Origin of the sequence: Rathayibacter caricis DSM 15933 (genome assembly GCF_003044275.1) — a bacterium.
In the GTDB taxonomy this organism is placed as follows: domain Bacteria; phylum Actinomycetota; class Actinomycetes; order Actinomycetales; family Microbacteriaceae; genus Rathayibacter; species Rathayibacter caricis.
Window position 1 is genome coordinate 2306829 of record NZ_PZPL01000001.1, and the last position, 15268, is coordinate 2322096.

A 15268-nucleotide genomic window follows, 5' to 3' on the forward strand; every position below is an offset into this window, starting at 1 on the left:
CACGGCCGCTTCCGTGCGGATGCTCAGAACAGCGTCGCGGAGGAGTCCTCGACGGCCGCCGCGGACGGGGCGGCAGCGGCCGCGGCGCTCGGCCAGCCGGGTCCGGCATCGACGGGCTGCCTGCGCTGGAACGCCGTCGCGGCGGCGCGGGCGCGGACGTCCGCGGCCTCGTTCATCCGGTGGTTCGCGTGGCCCTTGACCCACTCGAAGGTGACGGCGCGGCCCTGGAGGGCCTCGTCGAGGGCCTTGATGATCTCGACGTTCATCACCGGCTTGCCGTCGGCCTTGCGCCAGCCCTTCCGCTTCCAGCCGGGCAGCCACTCGGTACACGCCTTGATGGCGTACTGGCTGTCGCAGAGGATGTGCAGCGGCTCGTCCTCGTGCGCGGTGGAGCGCAGCAGCTCGAGCACCGCGGTCAGCTCGCCGATGTTGTTCGTGCCGTGCGACCAGCCGCCCGCGGCCCAGCGCGCGTCGTCGACGTACCAGGCCCAGCCCGCGGGGCCGGGATTGCCCAGGGCGGATCCGTCTGCGGCGGCGATGATGCTCACGTACTGCTCCTCGTGCGGTCAGTGCACCCGCGCGGGCGCCCTTCGAGGGTAGTCGCCCGGCGGACTCGCCTCGGGCGTGAGCGCGGACCTCCGTGAGCGCAGCCGTCGGCGAGCGCAAGCCGGTGCCGGATGTCGGCCCTCGCCGCCAGAGTGGACGCATGACCAGCATCCCCACCCTCACGCTCAACGACGGCACCTCGATCCCGCAGCTCGGCTTCGGCGTCTTCAAGGTCGACCCCGACGAGACCGAGCGCATCGTGTCCGAGGCGCTCGAGGCCGGCTACCGGCACATCGACACGGCCGCGATCTACGGCAACGAGGAGGGCGTCGGCCGCGCGATCGCCTCCTCCGGGCTCGCGCGCGACGAGCTCTACGTGACCACGAAGCTGTGGAACGGCGACCAGGGCCGCGACACCGCGCCGGGAGCCCTCGACCGCAGTCTCGAGAAGCTCGGCCTCGACTCCGTCGACCTCTACCTCATCCACTGGCCCAGCCCCGCGCAGGACCGCTACGTCGAGAGCTGGGAGGCGATGCAGGAGCTGCAGGCGGCCGGCCGCACCCGCTCGATCGGCGTCTCGAACTTCCTCGTGCCGCACCTGGAGCGCCTGCTCGCCGAGACCGAGGTGGTGCCCGCCGTCGACCAGATCGAGCTGCACCCGTACCACCAGCAGCCGACCGTGACGGCGTTCGGCGCGCAGCACGGCATCGCGACGGAGGCGTGGGGCCCGCTGGGGCAGGGCAAGTACCCGCTGCTGGAGCTGCCCGTGATCACCGGAGCCGCGGAGGCGCACGACGTGACTCCCGCACAGGTCGTGCTGCGCTGGCACCTCGACCGCGGGCACATCGTGTTCCCCAAGTCGTCGACGAGGGCGCGCATCGTCGAGAACATCGACGTCTTCGGCTTCGAGCTGACCGACGACGAGCGGGACGCCATCACGGCCCTCGAGCGGGCCGGCCGCGTGGGCGGCGACCCGAAAGAGGTCGCGTAGCACCGGGGCGGGAGGCCCCGTGCTGATCGAGTAGCCGCGGAGGGGCGTATCGAGATCCCCGTCCTCTCGGCGGTGGTGGGTCTCGAGACGCCGCTGCCGCGGCTGCTCGACCAGCGGGGGTACTCGCTGATCCAGTAGCCGCGGAGGGCCTCTTGAGATCGTCCGACCAGCAGGAGCGGCGTCAGCCCGCGCGCCCCGCGAGCGTGACCCGCGTCGCGTAGGGCATCCCGACGCGGTCGCCCGACAGCCCCTCCACCACTCCCGACACCGCGGCGAGCACCGCAGCCCGCTCCTCCTCCGGCAGGGCGATCACGTAGCTCCGCGAGGCGAACATGTCGAGCAGGGCGGCGCGCTCGAGCTCGAACGTCCAGTCGAACGCCGCGAAGGCCCGGCGCACCAGCGCAGGTCCCAGCGGCGGTTGCAGCGTCTCGAAACGCTCCGCGGGGGAGGAGCCGGCCACCTCGCCGAGGCGGCGCACCCACGGCACGCTCTCGTCGCGGATGTTCCAGACGAGAGCCGCGACTCCGCCCGGCACGAGCACCCGCGCGATCTCCTCGCTCGCCCGGACGGGATCGACCCAGTGCCAGGCCTGCGCGATCGTCACGAGCTCGACCGATGCGCTCTCGAGCGGGATCTCCTCCGCCGTGCCGGGCAGCGCGGTCACCGAGGGCAGCGACTCCACCAGCCGCCCGCGCATCGCGCCATCGGGCTCCACGGCGGTGACGTCGAGACCCCGCGCCACGAGGGACGCCGTGAACTTGCCGGTCCCCGCACCGAGGTCCAGCGCGCGCAGGCGATCGGAGGCGTCCGCCCCGGCGGCACGAGCGCGCTCCGGCAGGCGGGCGCCCGGCGCCCGGGCCGGCGCGTGCGCCACGATCCAGTCGACCGCGTCGTCCGGGTAGCCGGGCCGCCCGCGGTCGTAGGCGTCGACGGCACTGCCGAAGGAACGGGCGGGATCCTGCTGCGTCATGCCTCCGAGGCTACGAGGCCGCGGTGCAGAACGTCGATCGCGAAGCCGTACCCCGCGATGCCGGCCCCGACGATCACGGCGACCGCGATGTCCGAGAGGTAGGAGCGGTGCCGGAACTCCTCGCGGCGGTGCACGTTGCTGATGTGCACCTCGACCATCGGGAGCTCGGTCGCCAGCACGGCGTCGCGGATCGCGATCGAGGTGTGGGTGTAGGCGCCCGCGTTGAGGACCACTCCCGAGCAGGTGCCGCGCGCCGCGTGGAGGCGGTCGATGATCGCGCCCTCCGAGTTCGCCTGGAAGAACTCCACGTCGAGGCCCAGGGCGCCGGCGCGCTCGGTCGCGAGCGACTCGACGTCGGCGAGCGTCGCCGAGCCGTACAGCTCGGGCTCGCGCGTGCCGAGCAGATTCAGGTTCGGTCCGTTGACGACGAGGATCGGGAGGGTCACGCTCCGACCCTAGCGTCGAGGATCCTCACTCCACCGGAGCGAGCGCCGCGAGGTCCAGGGGGAGCGGAGGCAGCTCCGCGCGGAGGCGGATCAGCTCGAGGGCGTGGGCGTCCAGACGGCGGTCCTCGTCGGTCACCTGCTCGAGCCGCGGCACCGACTCCGCGGTGCCGTCCGGTCCCGGCACGACGAAGACGCTCATGCACTGGGTCGTCAGCTCGAGTTCACCGGTGCGGGGGTCGCCCGAGCGCACGTGGATCGCCAGGTGCATGCTCCGGCCGCCCGTGTGGATCAGCCGCGCCTCCACCTCCACGAGGTGACCGATGCGGACCGGGCGGTAGAAGTGGATGCCGCCGGAGTAGACCGCGACGGCGTCGCGCCCGCTCCAGCGCTGCGCGACCGTGTCGGCCGCCTCGTCGATCCAGCGCATGACGATGCCCCCGTGCGCGTTGCCGCCCCAGTTGACATCGCCGGGAGCCGCGAGGAAGCGGAAGACGATCCGCGGTCCGGTGCCCTCGTCGGTGTACCGCTGCTCCCGCATCACCTCGTGCAGCGCCCGCCGCCCGGCGATGCGGGCCGCGGCGCCCTCGGCGAGCGCGCCGTCCTCGATCGAGCGCGGCCGCCACTCCGGCACCGCGCGCGGCCGCTTCTCGCCGTCCACCGCCACGAAGATCAGGAGACAGTGCGTCGCGGGCTCGTAGAGGCCCGTGCGCGGATCCGCCTGGCCGACCCGGACGAGCACGTGCATGCTGCTGCGTCCCGTGTGGATCACCTGCGCGCTCGCCTCGATGAGGTTGCCCACGACGATCGGCCGCGTGAAGTGCACGTTGCCGACGTAGGCGGTGACGCAGTACCCGCCGCTCCAGCCGACGGCGCAGGCGTAGCCCGCCTTGTCGATCCACTCGAGCACGCGGCCGGCCTGGGCGCTGCGGCCGTCGGCGGTGGCGTCCTGCGGAGCGGCGAGGAAGCGGAGGGTGATGCGGTCGGTCATGTGCTCCAGTGTTCCTGCTCCGCGGCGATCCGCGGTTCTGAAGGACGTGGACCCGCGGAAGGGGGTGCGAGAAGGGGGATGCTCCTCCCGCGGGCCACAGGGTGCGCAGGCGCGGAGCCTGCGAGTCGGGTCAGACCGCGGGCTCCGCGGTGAGCTCTTGCGCGAGCAGCCGGAAGCGGAGCGCCGCCAGCTCGGCGGTGAGCTCGGCGGGGAGCCGGTCGCCGAACTTCGCGAAGAACTCCTCGGTCAGCGCGCACTCGTCCAGCCACGCCTCGACCGGCACGGCGAACAGCTCGCGCTTCACAGCGTCCGACAGGTTCAGCCCGTGCGTGTCGATCTGGACGGGCAGGTCGCCCAGAGGGCTGCGCCGCGCGTCGGCGGCCCCCTCGAGCCGGCGCACCAGCCACTGGATCACCCGGGCGTTCTCCCCGAAGCCCGGCCAGAGGAAGGAGCCGTCGGCACCCTTGCGGAACCAGTTCACCTGGAAGATCGCGGGCGCCTTCGCGCCGAGGTCCTCGCCGACCGCGAGCCAGTGCGCGAAGTAGTCGGCCATGTTGTACCCGCAGAAGGGGAGCATCGCGAACGGATCGCGGCGCAGCTCGCCGACGGTCCCCTCCGCCGCCGCGGTCTTCTCGGAGGCGATGGTCGCGCCGAGGAACACGCCGTGCTGCCAGGAGGTGGCCTGCGTCACGAGCGGCACGTTCGTGGCGCGGCGGCCGCCGAAGACGATCGCGTCCAGCGGCACGCCCTCGAAGGCGTCCCAGTCGTCCGACAGCGACGGGCACTGCAGCGCGGGCGCCGTGAAGCGGGCGTTCGGATGCGCGGCCGGCGTCGACGAGGCGGGCGTCCAGGGCTCGCCGCGCCAGTCGGTCAGGCGCTCGGGCACGTCGTCGGTGAGCCCCTCCCACCACACGTCGCCGTCCTCGCGCAGTGCGACGTTGGTGAAGATCGTGTTGCCCCAGAGGGTCTGCACAGCGTTGGGGTTCGAGGTCTGCCCGGTGCCGGGAGCCACGCCGAAGAACCCGGTCTCGGGGTTCATCGCCCAGAGCCGCCCGTCCTCGCCCTTCTTCATCCAGGTGATGTCGTCGCCGAGCGTCTCGACCCGCCAGCCGGGCAGGGCCGGCTGCATCATCGCCAGGTTCGTCTTGCCGCACGCGCTCGGGAACGCCGCCGCCACGTGGTAGCGACGGCCCTCGGGCGAGACGATGCGGATGAGGAGCATGTGCTCGGCGAGCCAGCCCTCCTCGCGGCCCATCGCCGACGCGATGCGCAGCGCGAAGCACTTCTTGGCGAGCAGCGCGTTGCCGCCGTAGCCGGAGCCGAACGACCAGATCTCGCGGGTCTCGGGGAACTGGGTGATGTACTTCGTCTCGTTGCAGGGCCAGGCGACGTCCTCGCGGGTCGTGCCGTCGGCGTCGCGCAACGGGAAGCCGACCGAGTGCACGCCGCGCACGAAGGCGGTGTCCTCGGTGAAGGCGGCGAGCGGAGCGGCGCCGACGCGCGCCATGATCCGCATGTTGAGCACCGCGTAGGCGGAATCGGTGAGCTGCACGCCCAGCTGCGACAGCGGGCCGCCGACCGGGCCCATCGAGAACGGGACGACGTACATCGTGCGGCCGCGCATCGAGCCCGCGAAGTACGGAGCGATCTCGGCCTTCATCGACGACGCCTCGCGCCAGTTGTTGGTCGGGCCGGCATCGGCCTCGTCCGTGGTGCAGATGAAGGTGCGGTCCTCGACGCGGGCGACGTCGTCGGGATCGGTGCGCGCCAGGAACGATCCGGGGCGCCACTCCGCGTTCAGAGCGATCAGCTTGCCCTCCTCGACCATGCGACCGGTCAGCCGGTACCACTCCTCGGGGGAGCCGTCGGTCCACTCGACCGCGTCGGGCTCGAGGATCGCGGCCATCTCGCGCACCCACCTGCGCAGAGCGAGGGGAGCGGGGGGTACGACCGGCGCGGGCGCCGCCGTGGGCGCGGTCAGGGTGCTCGGCTCGAGCCGCACGGTGTTGGTGAAGATGGTCATGGTCGCTCCGCTTTCTCGTGTGTCGTCGTCGACGGGTGGGGAGTCGGCCTCGATCAGTCGTCTGCGTCGAGGGGCGTCGTGTAGCGCCTGGAGCCAGAATGGAGGAGGATCGGGGTGTCTTGACGGGGTCCGACCCGTCAAGAACGCCTCTTTTTCTTCGTACGTCACAACCAATCGCAGGAGCTCGACGTGACCGACCCCGCCACCGCCCCCACCGGGACCGACGCCGTGCTGCTCGGGCAGCGCGTCCGCCACTTCCGCACCCGCCGGGGCCTCACCCTCGGCCAGCTCGCGGAGCACGTGGGCGTCTCGGGGAGTCAGCTGTCGCTCATCGAGACCGGTCGCCGGGAGCCGAGGCTCTCCTTGATGCAGGGCCTGGCCACCGCGCTCGGAGTCGAGCTGGCCGCTCTGCTCTCGGACGAGCCGCCGAGCGAGCGCGCCGCGCTCGAGATCGAGCTCGCCCGCGTGCAGAAGGGCTCGCTCTACCGCTCACTGGGGCTGCCGGAGTTCAAGGTCAACAAGGGGCTCACGACGCCCTTCCTCCAGGCGTTCCTCGGCGTCTACCGCGAGCTGGCGCGCCGCAGGAACGAGGCGAGTGCCACGCCGGAGGAGGCGCGGCGCGCCAACACGGCGCAGCGGCTGCAGCTGCGCGACAGCAACGCCTACCTGCCCGAGATCGAGACGGTCGCCGGCGAGATGCTGCGGACCGTCGGGCACCGCGGGGGAGCGCTGACGCACAGCTCGGTCTCGCGCATGGCGCGGCACCTCGGCTTCGAGATCATCCACGTCGGCGATCTGCCGCACTCCGCCCGGTCGGTCATCGATCTGGCCAACGGCCGGATCTACCTCCCTCCCGCCTCGATCCCGGGCGGCCACGGGCTGCGCGCGCTGGCCCTCCAGGCCATGGCGCACCGGCTGCTCGGGCACGAGCGCCCGGTGACCTACGCCGACTTCCTCCGCCAGCGCCTCGAGATCAACTACTTCGCCGCCGCCTGCCTCATGCCGCTCGAGCCGGCGGTCGCGTTCCTGCAGGAGGCGAAGCGCGGCCGCGACATCTCCGTCGAGGACTTCCGCGACGGCTTCGGCGTCACCCACGAGGCGGCCGCCCTGCGCTTCACGAACCTCCTGACCTCGCACCTCGACATCCGGATGCACTTCCTCCGCGTCCTCGGCGACGGGTCGATCCAGAAGGCGTACGAGAACGACGATCTGCCCCTGCCGACGGATGTGACCGGCGCGGTCGAGGGGCAGGTGGTCTGCCGCTACTGGTCCGCCCGCTCCGCGTTCAGCCGCACCAACCGCACGACGGAGTACTACCAGTACGTCGACACCCCGGCCGGCACGTTCTGGTCGGCGTCGCAGACGGGCACGACGGCGACGGAGGAGTTCTCGATCACGGTCGGAGTCCCGTTCGCCGAGGCGCGCTTCTTCCGCGGTCGCGACACCGACCGCCGCGAGCAGTCCCGATGCCCCGACGAGTCGTGCTGCCGCCGCGCACCGGCGGATCTCGCCGCCCGCTGGGACGGCAACGCCTGGCCGAGCGCACGCCTGCACGCCCACGTGCTCGCCCCGCTGCCCTCCGGCACGTTCCCCGGCATCGACGACGCCGAGGTCTACGAGTTCCTCGACTCCCACGCCCGCGAGTCCTGACCCCTCCGCCGTCGCGCGCCGCGAGAAGCCGCGGCGGACTGACCGGAGTGGTCTCTCGCGGGCGCCGCCGGGCGTCAGTCCGCGATCAGCGCGCGCGCCGTGCCCTCGTCGAGGATCAGATCGGTGATCAGCCCGGCCGCCAGCGCCCCGCGCAGACCCGGGAGCTTCGACGCCCCCGACACCACGCAGATCCGGCGCGCCGCGCGGCGCACCGTGGAGAGGTCCGGGCCGCTTGCACGTTCGTTCATGGGGATGTCGTCCCACGTCCCGTCGGCGCGGTAGAACACCGTCGCCACGTCTCCCACGACGCCCGACGCGCTCAGCGAAGTGAAGTCGTCCGGCTCGAGGTAGCCGCCGATGTAGACCTTCGACGGCACCGCCGCGAACGGCGAGCCGAGGCCGAAGAGCGCCACGTCCATCCGCTGCTGCAGCTCGAGCACCCGCTTGGTCGACCGCTCGCGCCAGACCGCCTGCTTGGTCAGCGGATCGTCGAAGAACGCCTGCACCGGGAACTGCTGCACCTTCGCGGCGTACGCGTCCCCGAAGCGGCGGAGGATCTCGCTGGAGTAGTTGATGCCGGTCGTCTCGGTGTTGCCCGCGCCGTTCAGCTGCACGATCTGGGTGTTGTGGGTCTCCTTGGCGATGAGGTGGCGGCTGATCGCACTCATCGTCGAGCCCCACGCGATGCCGACGATCATGTTGGAGTCGATGAACTGGCCGAGGATCCGCGCCGCGGACAGCGCCACCCGTTCGAGTCGGTCGATCTCGCTGGTGTGGTCCGGCACCGGCACGATGTGCGCGGTGATGTCGAAGTGCGCGCGCACCTCCGCCGAGAGAGCGCTCGCGCGATCGAGCGGGGAGCGGATCTGGATGTCGACCAGCCCGGTCGCGCGGGCGTGCGAGAGCAGCCGCGAGACGGACGAGCGCGACGTGTGCAGCTCGTGCGCGATGGCGTCCATCGTCAGGTCCTGCATGTAGTAGAGCTGGGCGGCGCGGAGCGCGTCCCGCGTCTTGTCGGGGTGGGTCGCGTGCGTCGTCTCGTCGAGTTCGACGACCGGTCGGACAGGGGTCACTGATGCTCCTTGCACGTATTTCCACCCGTCTTGACCGGATGTGTTCCCGGGTCAAGGATGGCTGTATTCCTTCGCGAAATCAATCGTCCACCTCGGGTGCCGAGACTGATGCGGAGGCTGGTCGAAGAACCACTGGACGAATCACACACGACACGAAGGCGAGTACGAAGTGGCACAGTCTGTCGGAACTCCCGGAACCCCCGCGATCCGCGAGAGCGTCGCCGCCCTGCGGGACACCCCCCGAGCGACCGTCCTCGTGATCGGCGGTGGCATCAACGGCATCGGAACCTTCCGTGAGCTCGCGCTCAACGGGGTCGATGTCGCGCTCGTCGAGCGCGGCGACTATGTCTCGGGCGCCTCCAGCGCCTCGAGCCACATGATCCACGGTGGCATCCGCTACCTCGAGAACGGCGAGTTCCGCCTCGTCAACGAGGGCGTGCACGAGCGCAACGGCCTGCTGAAGATCGCGCCTCATTATGTGAAGCCGCTGCAGACCACCATCCCCATCTACTCCACCTTCTCGGGCATCCTCGCGGCCCCGCTGCGGTTCCTGACGCACAAGTCGGGCAAGCCGCAGGAGCGCGGCGCGCTGCTGATCAAGGTTGGCCTCACGCTGTACGACTTCTTCTCGCGCGACGGAGGCGTCGTCCCGCGCCACCAGTTCCACGGGCGCAAGCGCTCGCTGAACGAGCTGCCGAAGCTCGATCCGAAGATCAAGTACACCGCCACCTACTTCGACGCCTCCGTGCACGAGCCGGAGCGCCTCGCGCTGGACGTCCTCCGCGACGGGCTCGTCGGCGGAGCGAAGGCCCGTGCGGCGAACTACGTCGAGGCCGTCGGCACCTCCGAGGGCGGCGTCCTGCTGCGCGACCGCGAGACCGGCGAGGAGTTCGCCTTCCAGGCCGACGTCGTCGTCAACGTCTCCGGCCCCTGGACCGACTTCACCAACACCGCGCTGGGCACCACGACGAAGTTCATGGGCGGCACCAAGGGCTCGCACATCGTGCTCGACAACCCCGAGCTGGTCGAGGCCTGCGAGGGCCGCGAGATGTTCTTCGAGCACAGCGACGGCCGCATCGTCCTCATCTACCCGCTCAAGGGCCGCGTGATGGTCGGCACCACCGATATCGAGGCCGACCCGAACGAGCCGTCGGTGTGCACGGAGGAGGAGATCGACTACTTCTTCGACCTCGTGAACCACGTGTTCCCCTCCATCCCGGTGACCCGCGAGCAGATTGTCTTCAAGTTCTCCGGCATCCGCCCGCTGCCGCGTCACGACGACGAGGCTCCCGGCTTCGTCTCCCGCGACTACCGCATCGAGCCCTCGACGCTGCCCGGCGGGAAGACCCCGGTCCTCAGCCTCGTCGGCGGCAAGTGGACGACGTTCCGCGCCCTCTCCGAGCACCTCGCCAACGAGGTCTTCACCAAGATCGGAGTGACGCGCCGCGTCTCGACCGTGAAGACGGCCATCGGAGGCGGCAAGGGCTTCCCCCGAACCGACGCGTCCCGCGCGCAGTGGATCAGCCAGCACCGCTCCGGCCTGTCCTCGGCCCGCACCGGCCAGCTGCTCGAGCGCTACGGCACCCGGGCGAAGGAGGTCATCGAGGCCCTGGCCGACGGCCACGACGAGGCGCTCGACTTCGACAAGGACTTCACCACCGGTGAGATCCGCTACCTGGCACAGCGCGAGAGCGTCGTGCACCTCATCGACCTGGTCATGCGCCGCACCAACCACGCCTTCACCGGCGGACTCAGCCGCGAGCTCCTCGAGGAGCTGGCCGAGCACACCGGAGCCGTCCTGGGCTGGGACGACGCGAGGCGCGCCGAGGAGGTCGACGCGACCATCTCGCACCTGAAGAAGTACAACGGCGTCGATGTCGGAGGCACCTCGGTGCAGGCGCCGACGGCCGTCCCCGCGTCGTAAGCGGAGACAGGCGGAGCGAAGCGGAAGTCCCGGCACGAGCACGATCGCGCCGGGACTTCCTTGGTTTTACGCACGAACGTGCACGCGTCGCTCCTTGTCGGAGTGCCGGGGCGCGGATAACTTCACACACGTCGGGCATCGGTGCTCGACTCGGATGCGTGCGCGCGTCCGCTCGAATCGGAGGAAAAGGTCATCGTGGACAATCTCGGAGTGGTGTTCCTAGCGGAGCTGGTGGGGACGGCGTTGCTCGTCCTCCTGGGCTGCGGCGTCGTCGCCAACGTCGCGCTGGTGAAGAACAAGGGTTTCAACGGCGGGTTCCTGATGGTGAACATCGGATGGGGCTTCGCGGTCTTCTCCGGTGTGATCGTCTCGTACAACTCGGGCGCGCACCTCAACCCCGCGGTCACGCTCGGCCTCGTCGCGAGCGGCGCTGAGGAGTTCGGCTCCGGCGTCCCGGTCAACATCGTGTCGATCCTGTCGTACATCGCCGCGCAGCTGCTCGGTGCGATCCTCGGTGCCGTCTTCTGCTGGCTCGCGTACAAGCAGCACTTCGACGAGGAGCCCGACCCCGCCAACAAGCTCGGCGTCTTCTCGACCGGCCCGGCGATCCGCTCCTACGGCTGGAACTTCGTCACCGAGGTCATCGGCACCTTCGTGCTCGTCTTCGTCGTCATCGGATTCGGCGGCGGTCGTCAGGGCGACGGCGGACTCGCCGCGCTCGGCGCGCTGCCCGTCGCGATCCTGGTGATCGCGATCGGCGCCTCGCTCGGCGGCCCGACCGGCTACGCCATCAACCCGGCCCGTGACCTCGGCCCCCGCATCGCCCACGCGCTGCTCCCGATCAAGGGCAAGGGCTCGAGCGACTGGTCCTACTCGTGGGTGCCGATCGCCGGCCCGATCGTCGGTGGACTGCTCGCCGGCTGGTCCTCGCTGGTCCTGCTCCCCATCCTCTGACGCGCTCCGCGCCGCTTCCTCCCACACTCGTTACGAAGGAGTACTTGCACATGGCTGACTACGTCATCGCGATCGACCAGGGGACGACGTCGTCCCGCGCGATCATCTTCGACAAGAAGGGCTCGATCGTCTCCACCGGTCAGAAGGAGCACGAGCAGATCTTCCCCCGCGCGGGCTGGGTCGAGCACGACCCGATCGAGATCTGGAACAACGTCCGCGAGGTCATCGGCCAGGCGCTCTCCCGCGCCGACCTGACCCGCCACGACATCGCCTCGGTCGGCATCACCAACCAGCGCGAGACCGCGGTCGTCTGGGACAAGACCACCGGCAAGCCCGTCTACAACGCGATCGTGTGGCAGGACACCCGCACGCAGTCGATCGTCGACCGCCTCGCGGGCGACGAGGGAGCGGACCGCTTCAAGTCGATCGTCGGCCTCCCGCTCGCGACCTACTTCTCGGGCACCAAGATCGTCTGGATCCTCGAGAACGTCGAGGGTGCGCGCGAGAAGGCCGAGGCCGGCGACCTGATCTTCGGCACGACCGACACCTGGGTCCTCTGGAACCTGACCGGCGGCATCGACGGCGGCGTGCACAAGACCGACGTGACCAACGCGTCGCGCACGCTGTTCCTCGACCTCGAGACCCTCGAGTGGCGCGACGACATCCTCGAGGCGTTCGGCGTCCCGAAGTCGATGCTCCCCGAGGTCTGCTCCTCCTCCGAGGTGTACGGCCACGTCGAGTCCTCGTCGCTGCTGCGCGAGGTGCCCATCGCGGGCATCCTGGGCGACCAGCAGGCCGCGACCTTCGGCCAGGCGGCGTTCGATCCGGGCGAGGCGAAGAACACCTACGGCACCGGCAACTTCCTCATCTTCAACACCGGCACCGAGATCGTCCACTCCAAGAACGGCCTCCTCACCACCATCGGCTACAAGCTCGGCGACGGTGAGGTGCACTACGCACTCGAGGGCTCGATCGCGGTCTCCGGCTCTCTCATCCAGTGGCTGCGCGACAACCTGGGCCTCATCGGCTCGGCGCCGGAGGTCGAGGCACTCGCCGCGACCGTCGAGGACAACGGCGGCGCCTACTTCGTGCCGGCGTTCTCGGGACTCTTCGCTCCGTACTGGCGGTCGGATGCGCGCGGTGCGCTCGTCGGCCTGACCCGTTACGTGAACAAGGGCCACATCGCCCGCGCCGCGCTCGAGGCGACCGCGTTCCAGACCCGCGAGGTGCTGGACGCCGTCAACGCCGACTCCGGTGTGCCCCTGCAGGAGCTCAAGGTCGACGGCGGCATGATCGCCAACAACCTGCTCATGCAGTTCCAGGCCGACATCCTCGGCGTCCCGGTCGTCCGCCCGGTCGTCGCCGAGACCACCGCGCTCGGAGCCGCGTACGCCGCGGGCCTCGCCGTCGGCTTCTGGGAGAACCTCGACGACCTGCGCCAGAACTGGCAGGAGGACTCTCGCTGGACCCCCTCCATGGACCAGGACGAGGCCGCCCGCCAGTACCGCCTCTGGAAGAAGGCCGTCACCAAGACCTTCGACTGGGTCGACGAGGACGTGTCGTAATCGATTCCACGGTGGTCCCCGCCCGCCGTGGCGCAGTCGGCTCTCGCGCGCGGTCGCGATGTGAAGAGCGTCTTGCGTCCGGCTACGTCGGAACGCTCGCACGCGTTCCGCCGGTTCGCCTCGTGTAGCGCGGCGATCGAGAACGCCGGCCTCAGGATCGGCGAAGCGCCTCGGCGCGGCCTTCGGGTCGCGCCGGGGCGCTTCCTCGTTCCCCGATGGCTCAGCCGCAATCTGCTGGTCGAGTAGCCGCGCAGCGGCGTATCGAGACCCGCCCGCCAGCGCCGCCGCCTCTGCTGGTCGAGTAGCCGCGCAGCGGCGTATCGACACCCCGCCTCGCCGAGGCTGCCCCGGCTCAGATCCCGAGCAGCGTCGGCAGCTCGTCGAGGGATCCGATCCGCCGCACGCCCAGGTCGACGGCGTCGGCGGGCAGCCCGCGGCCGTGCTCCGGACCGCCCACCCGGTCGAGCCAGACGCCGCGGAGTCCCGCTCGCGCTGCGCCGATCGCGTCGGTGCCGAGGCGGTCGCCGACGTAGAGCGCATCGGACGGAGCCACTCCGAACCGCTCGCAGGCGACCTGGAAGATCCGCGCATCCGGCTTCGTCACGCCGACCTCGCCGGACGCGATCAGGTGCTCGACGCGCTCCGACAGCGCGATCGCGTCCATCTTGCGCGTCTGGAACTCGAGGTCGCCGTTCGTGATCACTCCGATCCGGACGCCCGCCGCGTCGAGCCGGTCGAGGGCGGGCAGAGCGTCGTCGTGCAGCGTCCACGCGGCCACGTACCGCTCGAGGTAGGCGGCGAACCACTCGCTCGCCTCCTCCGGCGACAGCTCGACGCCCGCGTCGGCTGCGAAGGCCGTCGCACGGGCGCGCCGCTGCCCCTCGTAGTCGAGCTCGCCCGCCAGGTAGCGGTGGTAGTGCTCCTCCTCGAGTTCGTACCAGCGGCGCTGGATCTCGACCGCCTCGCCGGAGTACACGTCGCCGAGCGCCGCCGCGTGCGCGACGATCCCCTCGCGGACCGCCCGGGCGTGCTGGAAGAGGGTGTCGTCGAGGTCGAAGAGCGCGAGCCGCAGCACGGCTCAGCGGGTGCGGCGGAGGAAGCCGATGCGGTCGTAGACGGTCGCGAGCGTCTTCTCCGCGGTCTCGGAGGCGCGGTCGGCCGCACGGGACAGCACGCGGTCGAGCTCGGCCGGGTCGGCCAGCAGCTCGGCCGTCCGGGCGCGGATCGGGTCGAACGTCGCGGCGACGACCTCGACGAGACCCTTCTTCAGGTCGCCGTAGCCGCGGCCCGCGTACTCCTGCTCCAGCGACTCGACCGTGCGGTCGGCCAGAACGGAGTAGATCGTGAGCAGGTTCGAGACGCCGGGCTTGGCGGCGCGGTCGAACCGCACCTCCGACTCCGTGTCGGTGACGGCGCGCATGATCTTCTTCGCGGTCGCCTTCGGTTCGTCGAGCACGCTCAACAGGCCCGCGTCCGACTCCGCCGACTTCGACATCTTGGCGCCGGGGTTCTGCAGGTCGTAGATCTTCGCCGTCTCGCGGGCGATGTGCGGCTCCGGGATCGCGAAGGTCTCGCCGAAGCGCGTGTTGAAGCGCCCCGCGAGGTCGCGGGTGAGCTCGAGGTGCTGGCGCTGGTCCTCGCCGACGGGCACGGCGTCGGTCTGGTAGAGCAGGATGTCGGCCGCCATGAGGATCGGGTAGGTGAAGAGGCCGACCGAGGCGGCCTCGGTGCCCTGCTTCGCCGACTTGTCCTTGAACTGCGTCATGCGGCTCGCCTCGCCGAAGCCGGTCACCGTGTTCAAGATCCATGCCAGCTCGGCGTGCGCGGGCACGTGCGACTGGATGAACAGGGTCGAGCGCTCGGGGTCGATGCCGGCCGCGATGTACTGCGCAGCGGTCGCGCGCGTGCGCTCGCGCAGCTCGGCCGGATCCTGCGGGACGGTGATCGCGTGGAGGTCGACGACGCAGAAGTAGGCGTCGAAGTCCTCCTGCATGGCGACCCACTGCGTGAGCGCGCCGATGTAGTTGCCGAGGTGCAGCGAGCCCGAGGAGGGCTGCATGCCCGAGAAGATGACGGGCTTCGCGCCCGGAGCGGTGGGGGTCATGGTGAGGCCTCAGTTGCGGTGCGGTGGCGCGGTG

Annotated in this window: 13 protein-coding genes; 5 read left to right on the top strand and 8 right to left on the bottom strand. The window is 70.7% G+C overall.

Features of this window, described 5'->3' with window-relative positions:
• Positions 1-23: 23 nt before the first annotated feature.
• The gene (locus C1I63_RS10765; protein WP_107574774.1) at positions 24-548 is read right to left on the bottom strand and encodes a ribonuclease H family protein; all 525 of its coding nucleotides are present in this window, start codon (positions 546-548) and stop codon (positions 24-26) included.
• Between the two features lie 158 nt (positions 549-706).
• Here C1I63_RS10765 and C1I63_RS10770 point away from each other — a divergent pair, with 158 nt between their 5' ends.
• Positions 707-1537 carry an aldo/keto reductase gene (locus tag C1I63_RS10770; RefSeq protein ID WP_107574775.1) on the top strand — a complete coding sequence of 277 codons (831 nt, stop codon included), beginning with the start codon at positions 707-709 and terminating at the stop codon, positions 1535-1537.
• A 181-nt stretch (positions 1538-1718) separates the two neighbouring features.
• On the opposite strand, the gene C1I63_RS10775 is transcribed toward C1I63_RS10770, so the two are convergent.
• From C1I63_RS10775 to C1I63_RS10790, 4 genes are all read right to left on the bottom strand, one after another.
• Entirely contained in the window at positions 1719-2507 is a 789-nt protein-coding gene (locus tag C1I63_RS10775) for a class I SAM-dependent methyltransferase (protein ID WP_107574776.1), read from the bottom strand.
• Positions 2504-2953 (bottom strand): type II 3-dehydroquinate dehydratase, encoded by a 450-nt coding sequence (gene aroQ / locus C1I63_RS10780; RefSeq protein WP_107574777.1) that lies wholly within the window; start codon positions 2951-2953, stop codon positions 2504-2506. The genes C1I63_RS10775 and aroQ overlap by 4 nt, the downstream gene beginning before the upstream one ends.
• A 25-nt stretch (positions 2954-2978) precedes the next feature.
• A complete protein-coding gene (locus tag C1I63_RS10785) occupies positions 2979-3941 on the bottom strand; it encodes an acyl-CoA thioesterase (protein WP_107574778.1) in 963 nt (320 codons plus the stop codon).
• Positions 3942-4071: 130 nt separating this feature from the next.
• Positions 4072-5964, bottom strand: a complete 1893-nt coding sequence (locus C1I63_RS10790; protein ID WP_107574779.1) for a phosphoenolpyruvate carboxykinase (GTP) — start codon at positions 5962-5964, stop codon at positions 4072-4074.
• 189 nt (positions 5965-6153) lie between these two features.
• On the opposite strand from C1I63_RS10790, the gene C1I63_RS10795 reads away from it, so the two are divergent.
• Positions 6154-7614 (top strand): helix-turn-helix domain-containing protein, encoded by a 1461-nt coding sequence (locus tag C1I63_RS10795; protein WP_107574780.1) that lies wholly within the window; start codon positions 6154-6156, stop codon positions 7612-7614.
• Between the two features lie 74 nt (positions 7615-7688).
• On the opposite strand, the gene C1I63_RS10800 is transcribed toward C1I63_RS10795, so the two are convergent.
• Positions 7689-8588 (bottom strand): sugar-binding transcriptional regulator, encoded by a 900-nt coding sequence (locus C1I63_RS10800; protein WP_077223710.1) that lies wholly within the window; start codon positions 8586-8588, stop codon positions 7689-7691.
• A gap of 268 nt (positions 8589-8856) precedes the next feature.
• Between C1I63_RS10800 and C1I63_RS10805 the strand changes: the two genes are divergently transcribed.
• From C1I63_RS10805 to glpK, 3 genes are all read left to right on the top strand, one after another.
• Complete coding sequence (locus C1I63_RS10805) at positions 8857-10611, top strand: glycerol-3-phosphate dehydrogenase/oxidase (RefSeq protein ID WP_211315612.1); 1755 nt, start codon at positions 8857-8859, stop codon at positions 10609-10611.
• Between the two features lie 195 nt (positions 10612-10806).
• Positions 10807-11565: an MIP/aquaporin family protein gene (locus C1I63_RS10810; protein ID WP_082481105.1), complete on the top strand. Its 759-nt coding sequence runs from the start codon at positions 10807-10809 to the stop codon at positions 11563-11565.
• A 50-nt stretch (positions 11566-11615) separates the two neighbouring features.
• Positions 11616-13130 carry a glycerol kinase GlpK gene (glpK, locus tag C1I63_RS10815; protein WP_055787968.1) on the top strand — a complete coding sequence of 505 codons (1515 nt, stop codon included), beginning with the start codon at positions 11616-11618 and terminating at the stop codon, positions 13128-13130.
• Between the two features lie 352 nt (positions 13131-13482).
• Here glpK and C1I63_RS10820 read toward each other — a convergent pair whose 3' ends face one another.
• Both C1I63_RS10820 and trpS read right to left on the bottom strand, forming a co-directional pair.
• The gene (locus tag C1I63_RS10820; protein ID WP_107574781.1) at positions 13483-14205 is read right to left on the bottom strand and encodes an HAD family hydrolase; all 723 of its coding nucleotides are present in this window, start codon (positions 14203-14205) and stop codon (positions 13483-13485) included.
• A 3-nt stretch (positions 14206-14208) separates the two neighbouring features.
• Positions 14209-15234: a tryptophan--tRNA ligase gene (trpS, locus tag C1I63_RS10825; RefSeq protein WP_082481016.1), complete on the bottom strand. Its 1026-nt coding sequence runs from the start codon at positions 15232-15234 to the stop codon at positions 14209-14211.
• Positions 15235-15268: the final 34 nt, after the last annotated feature.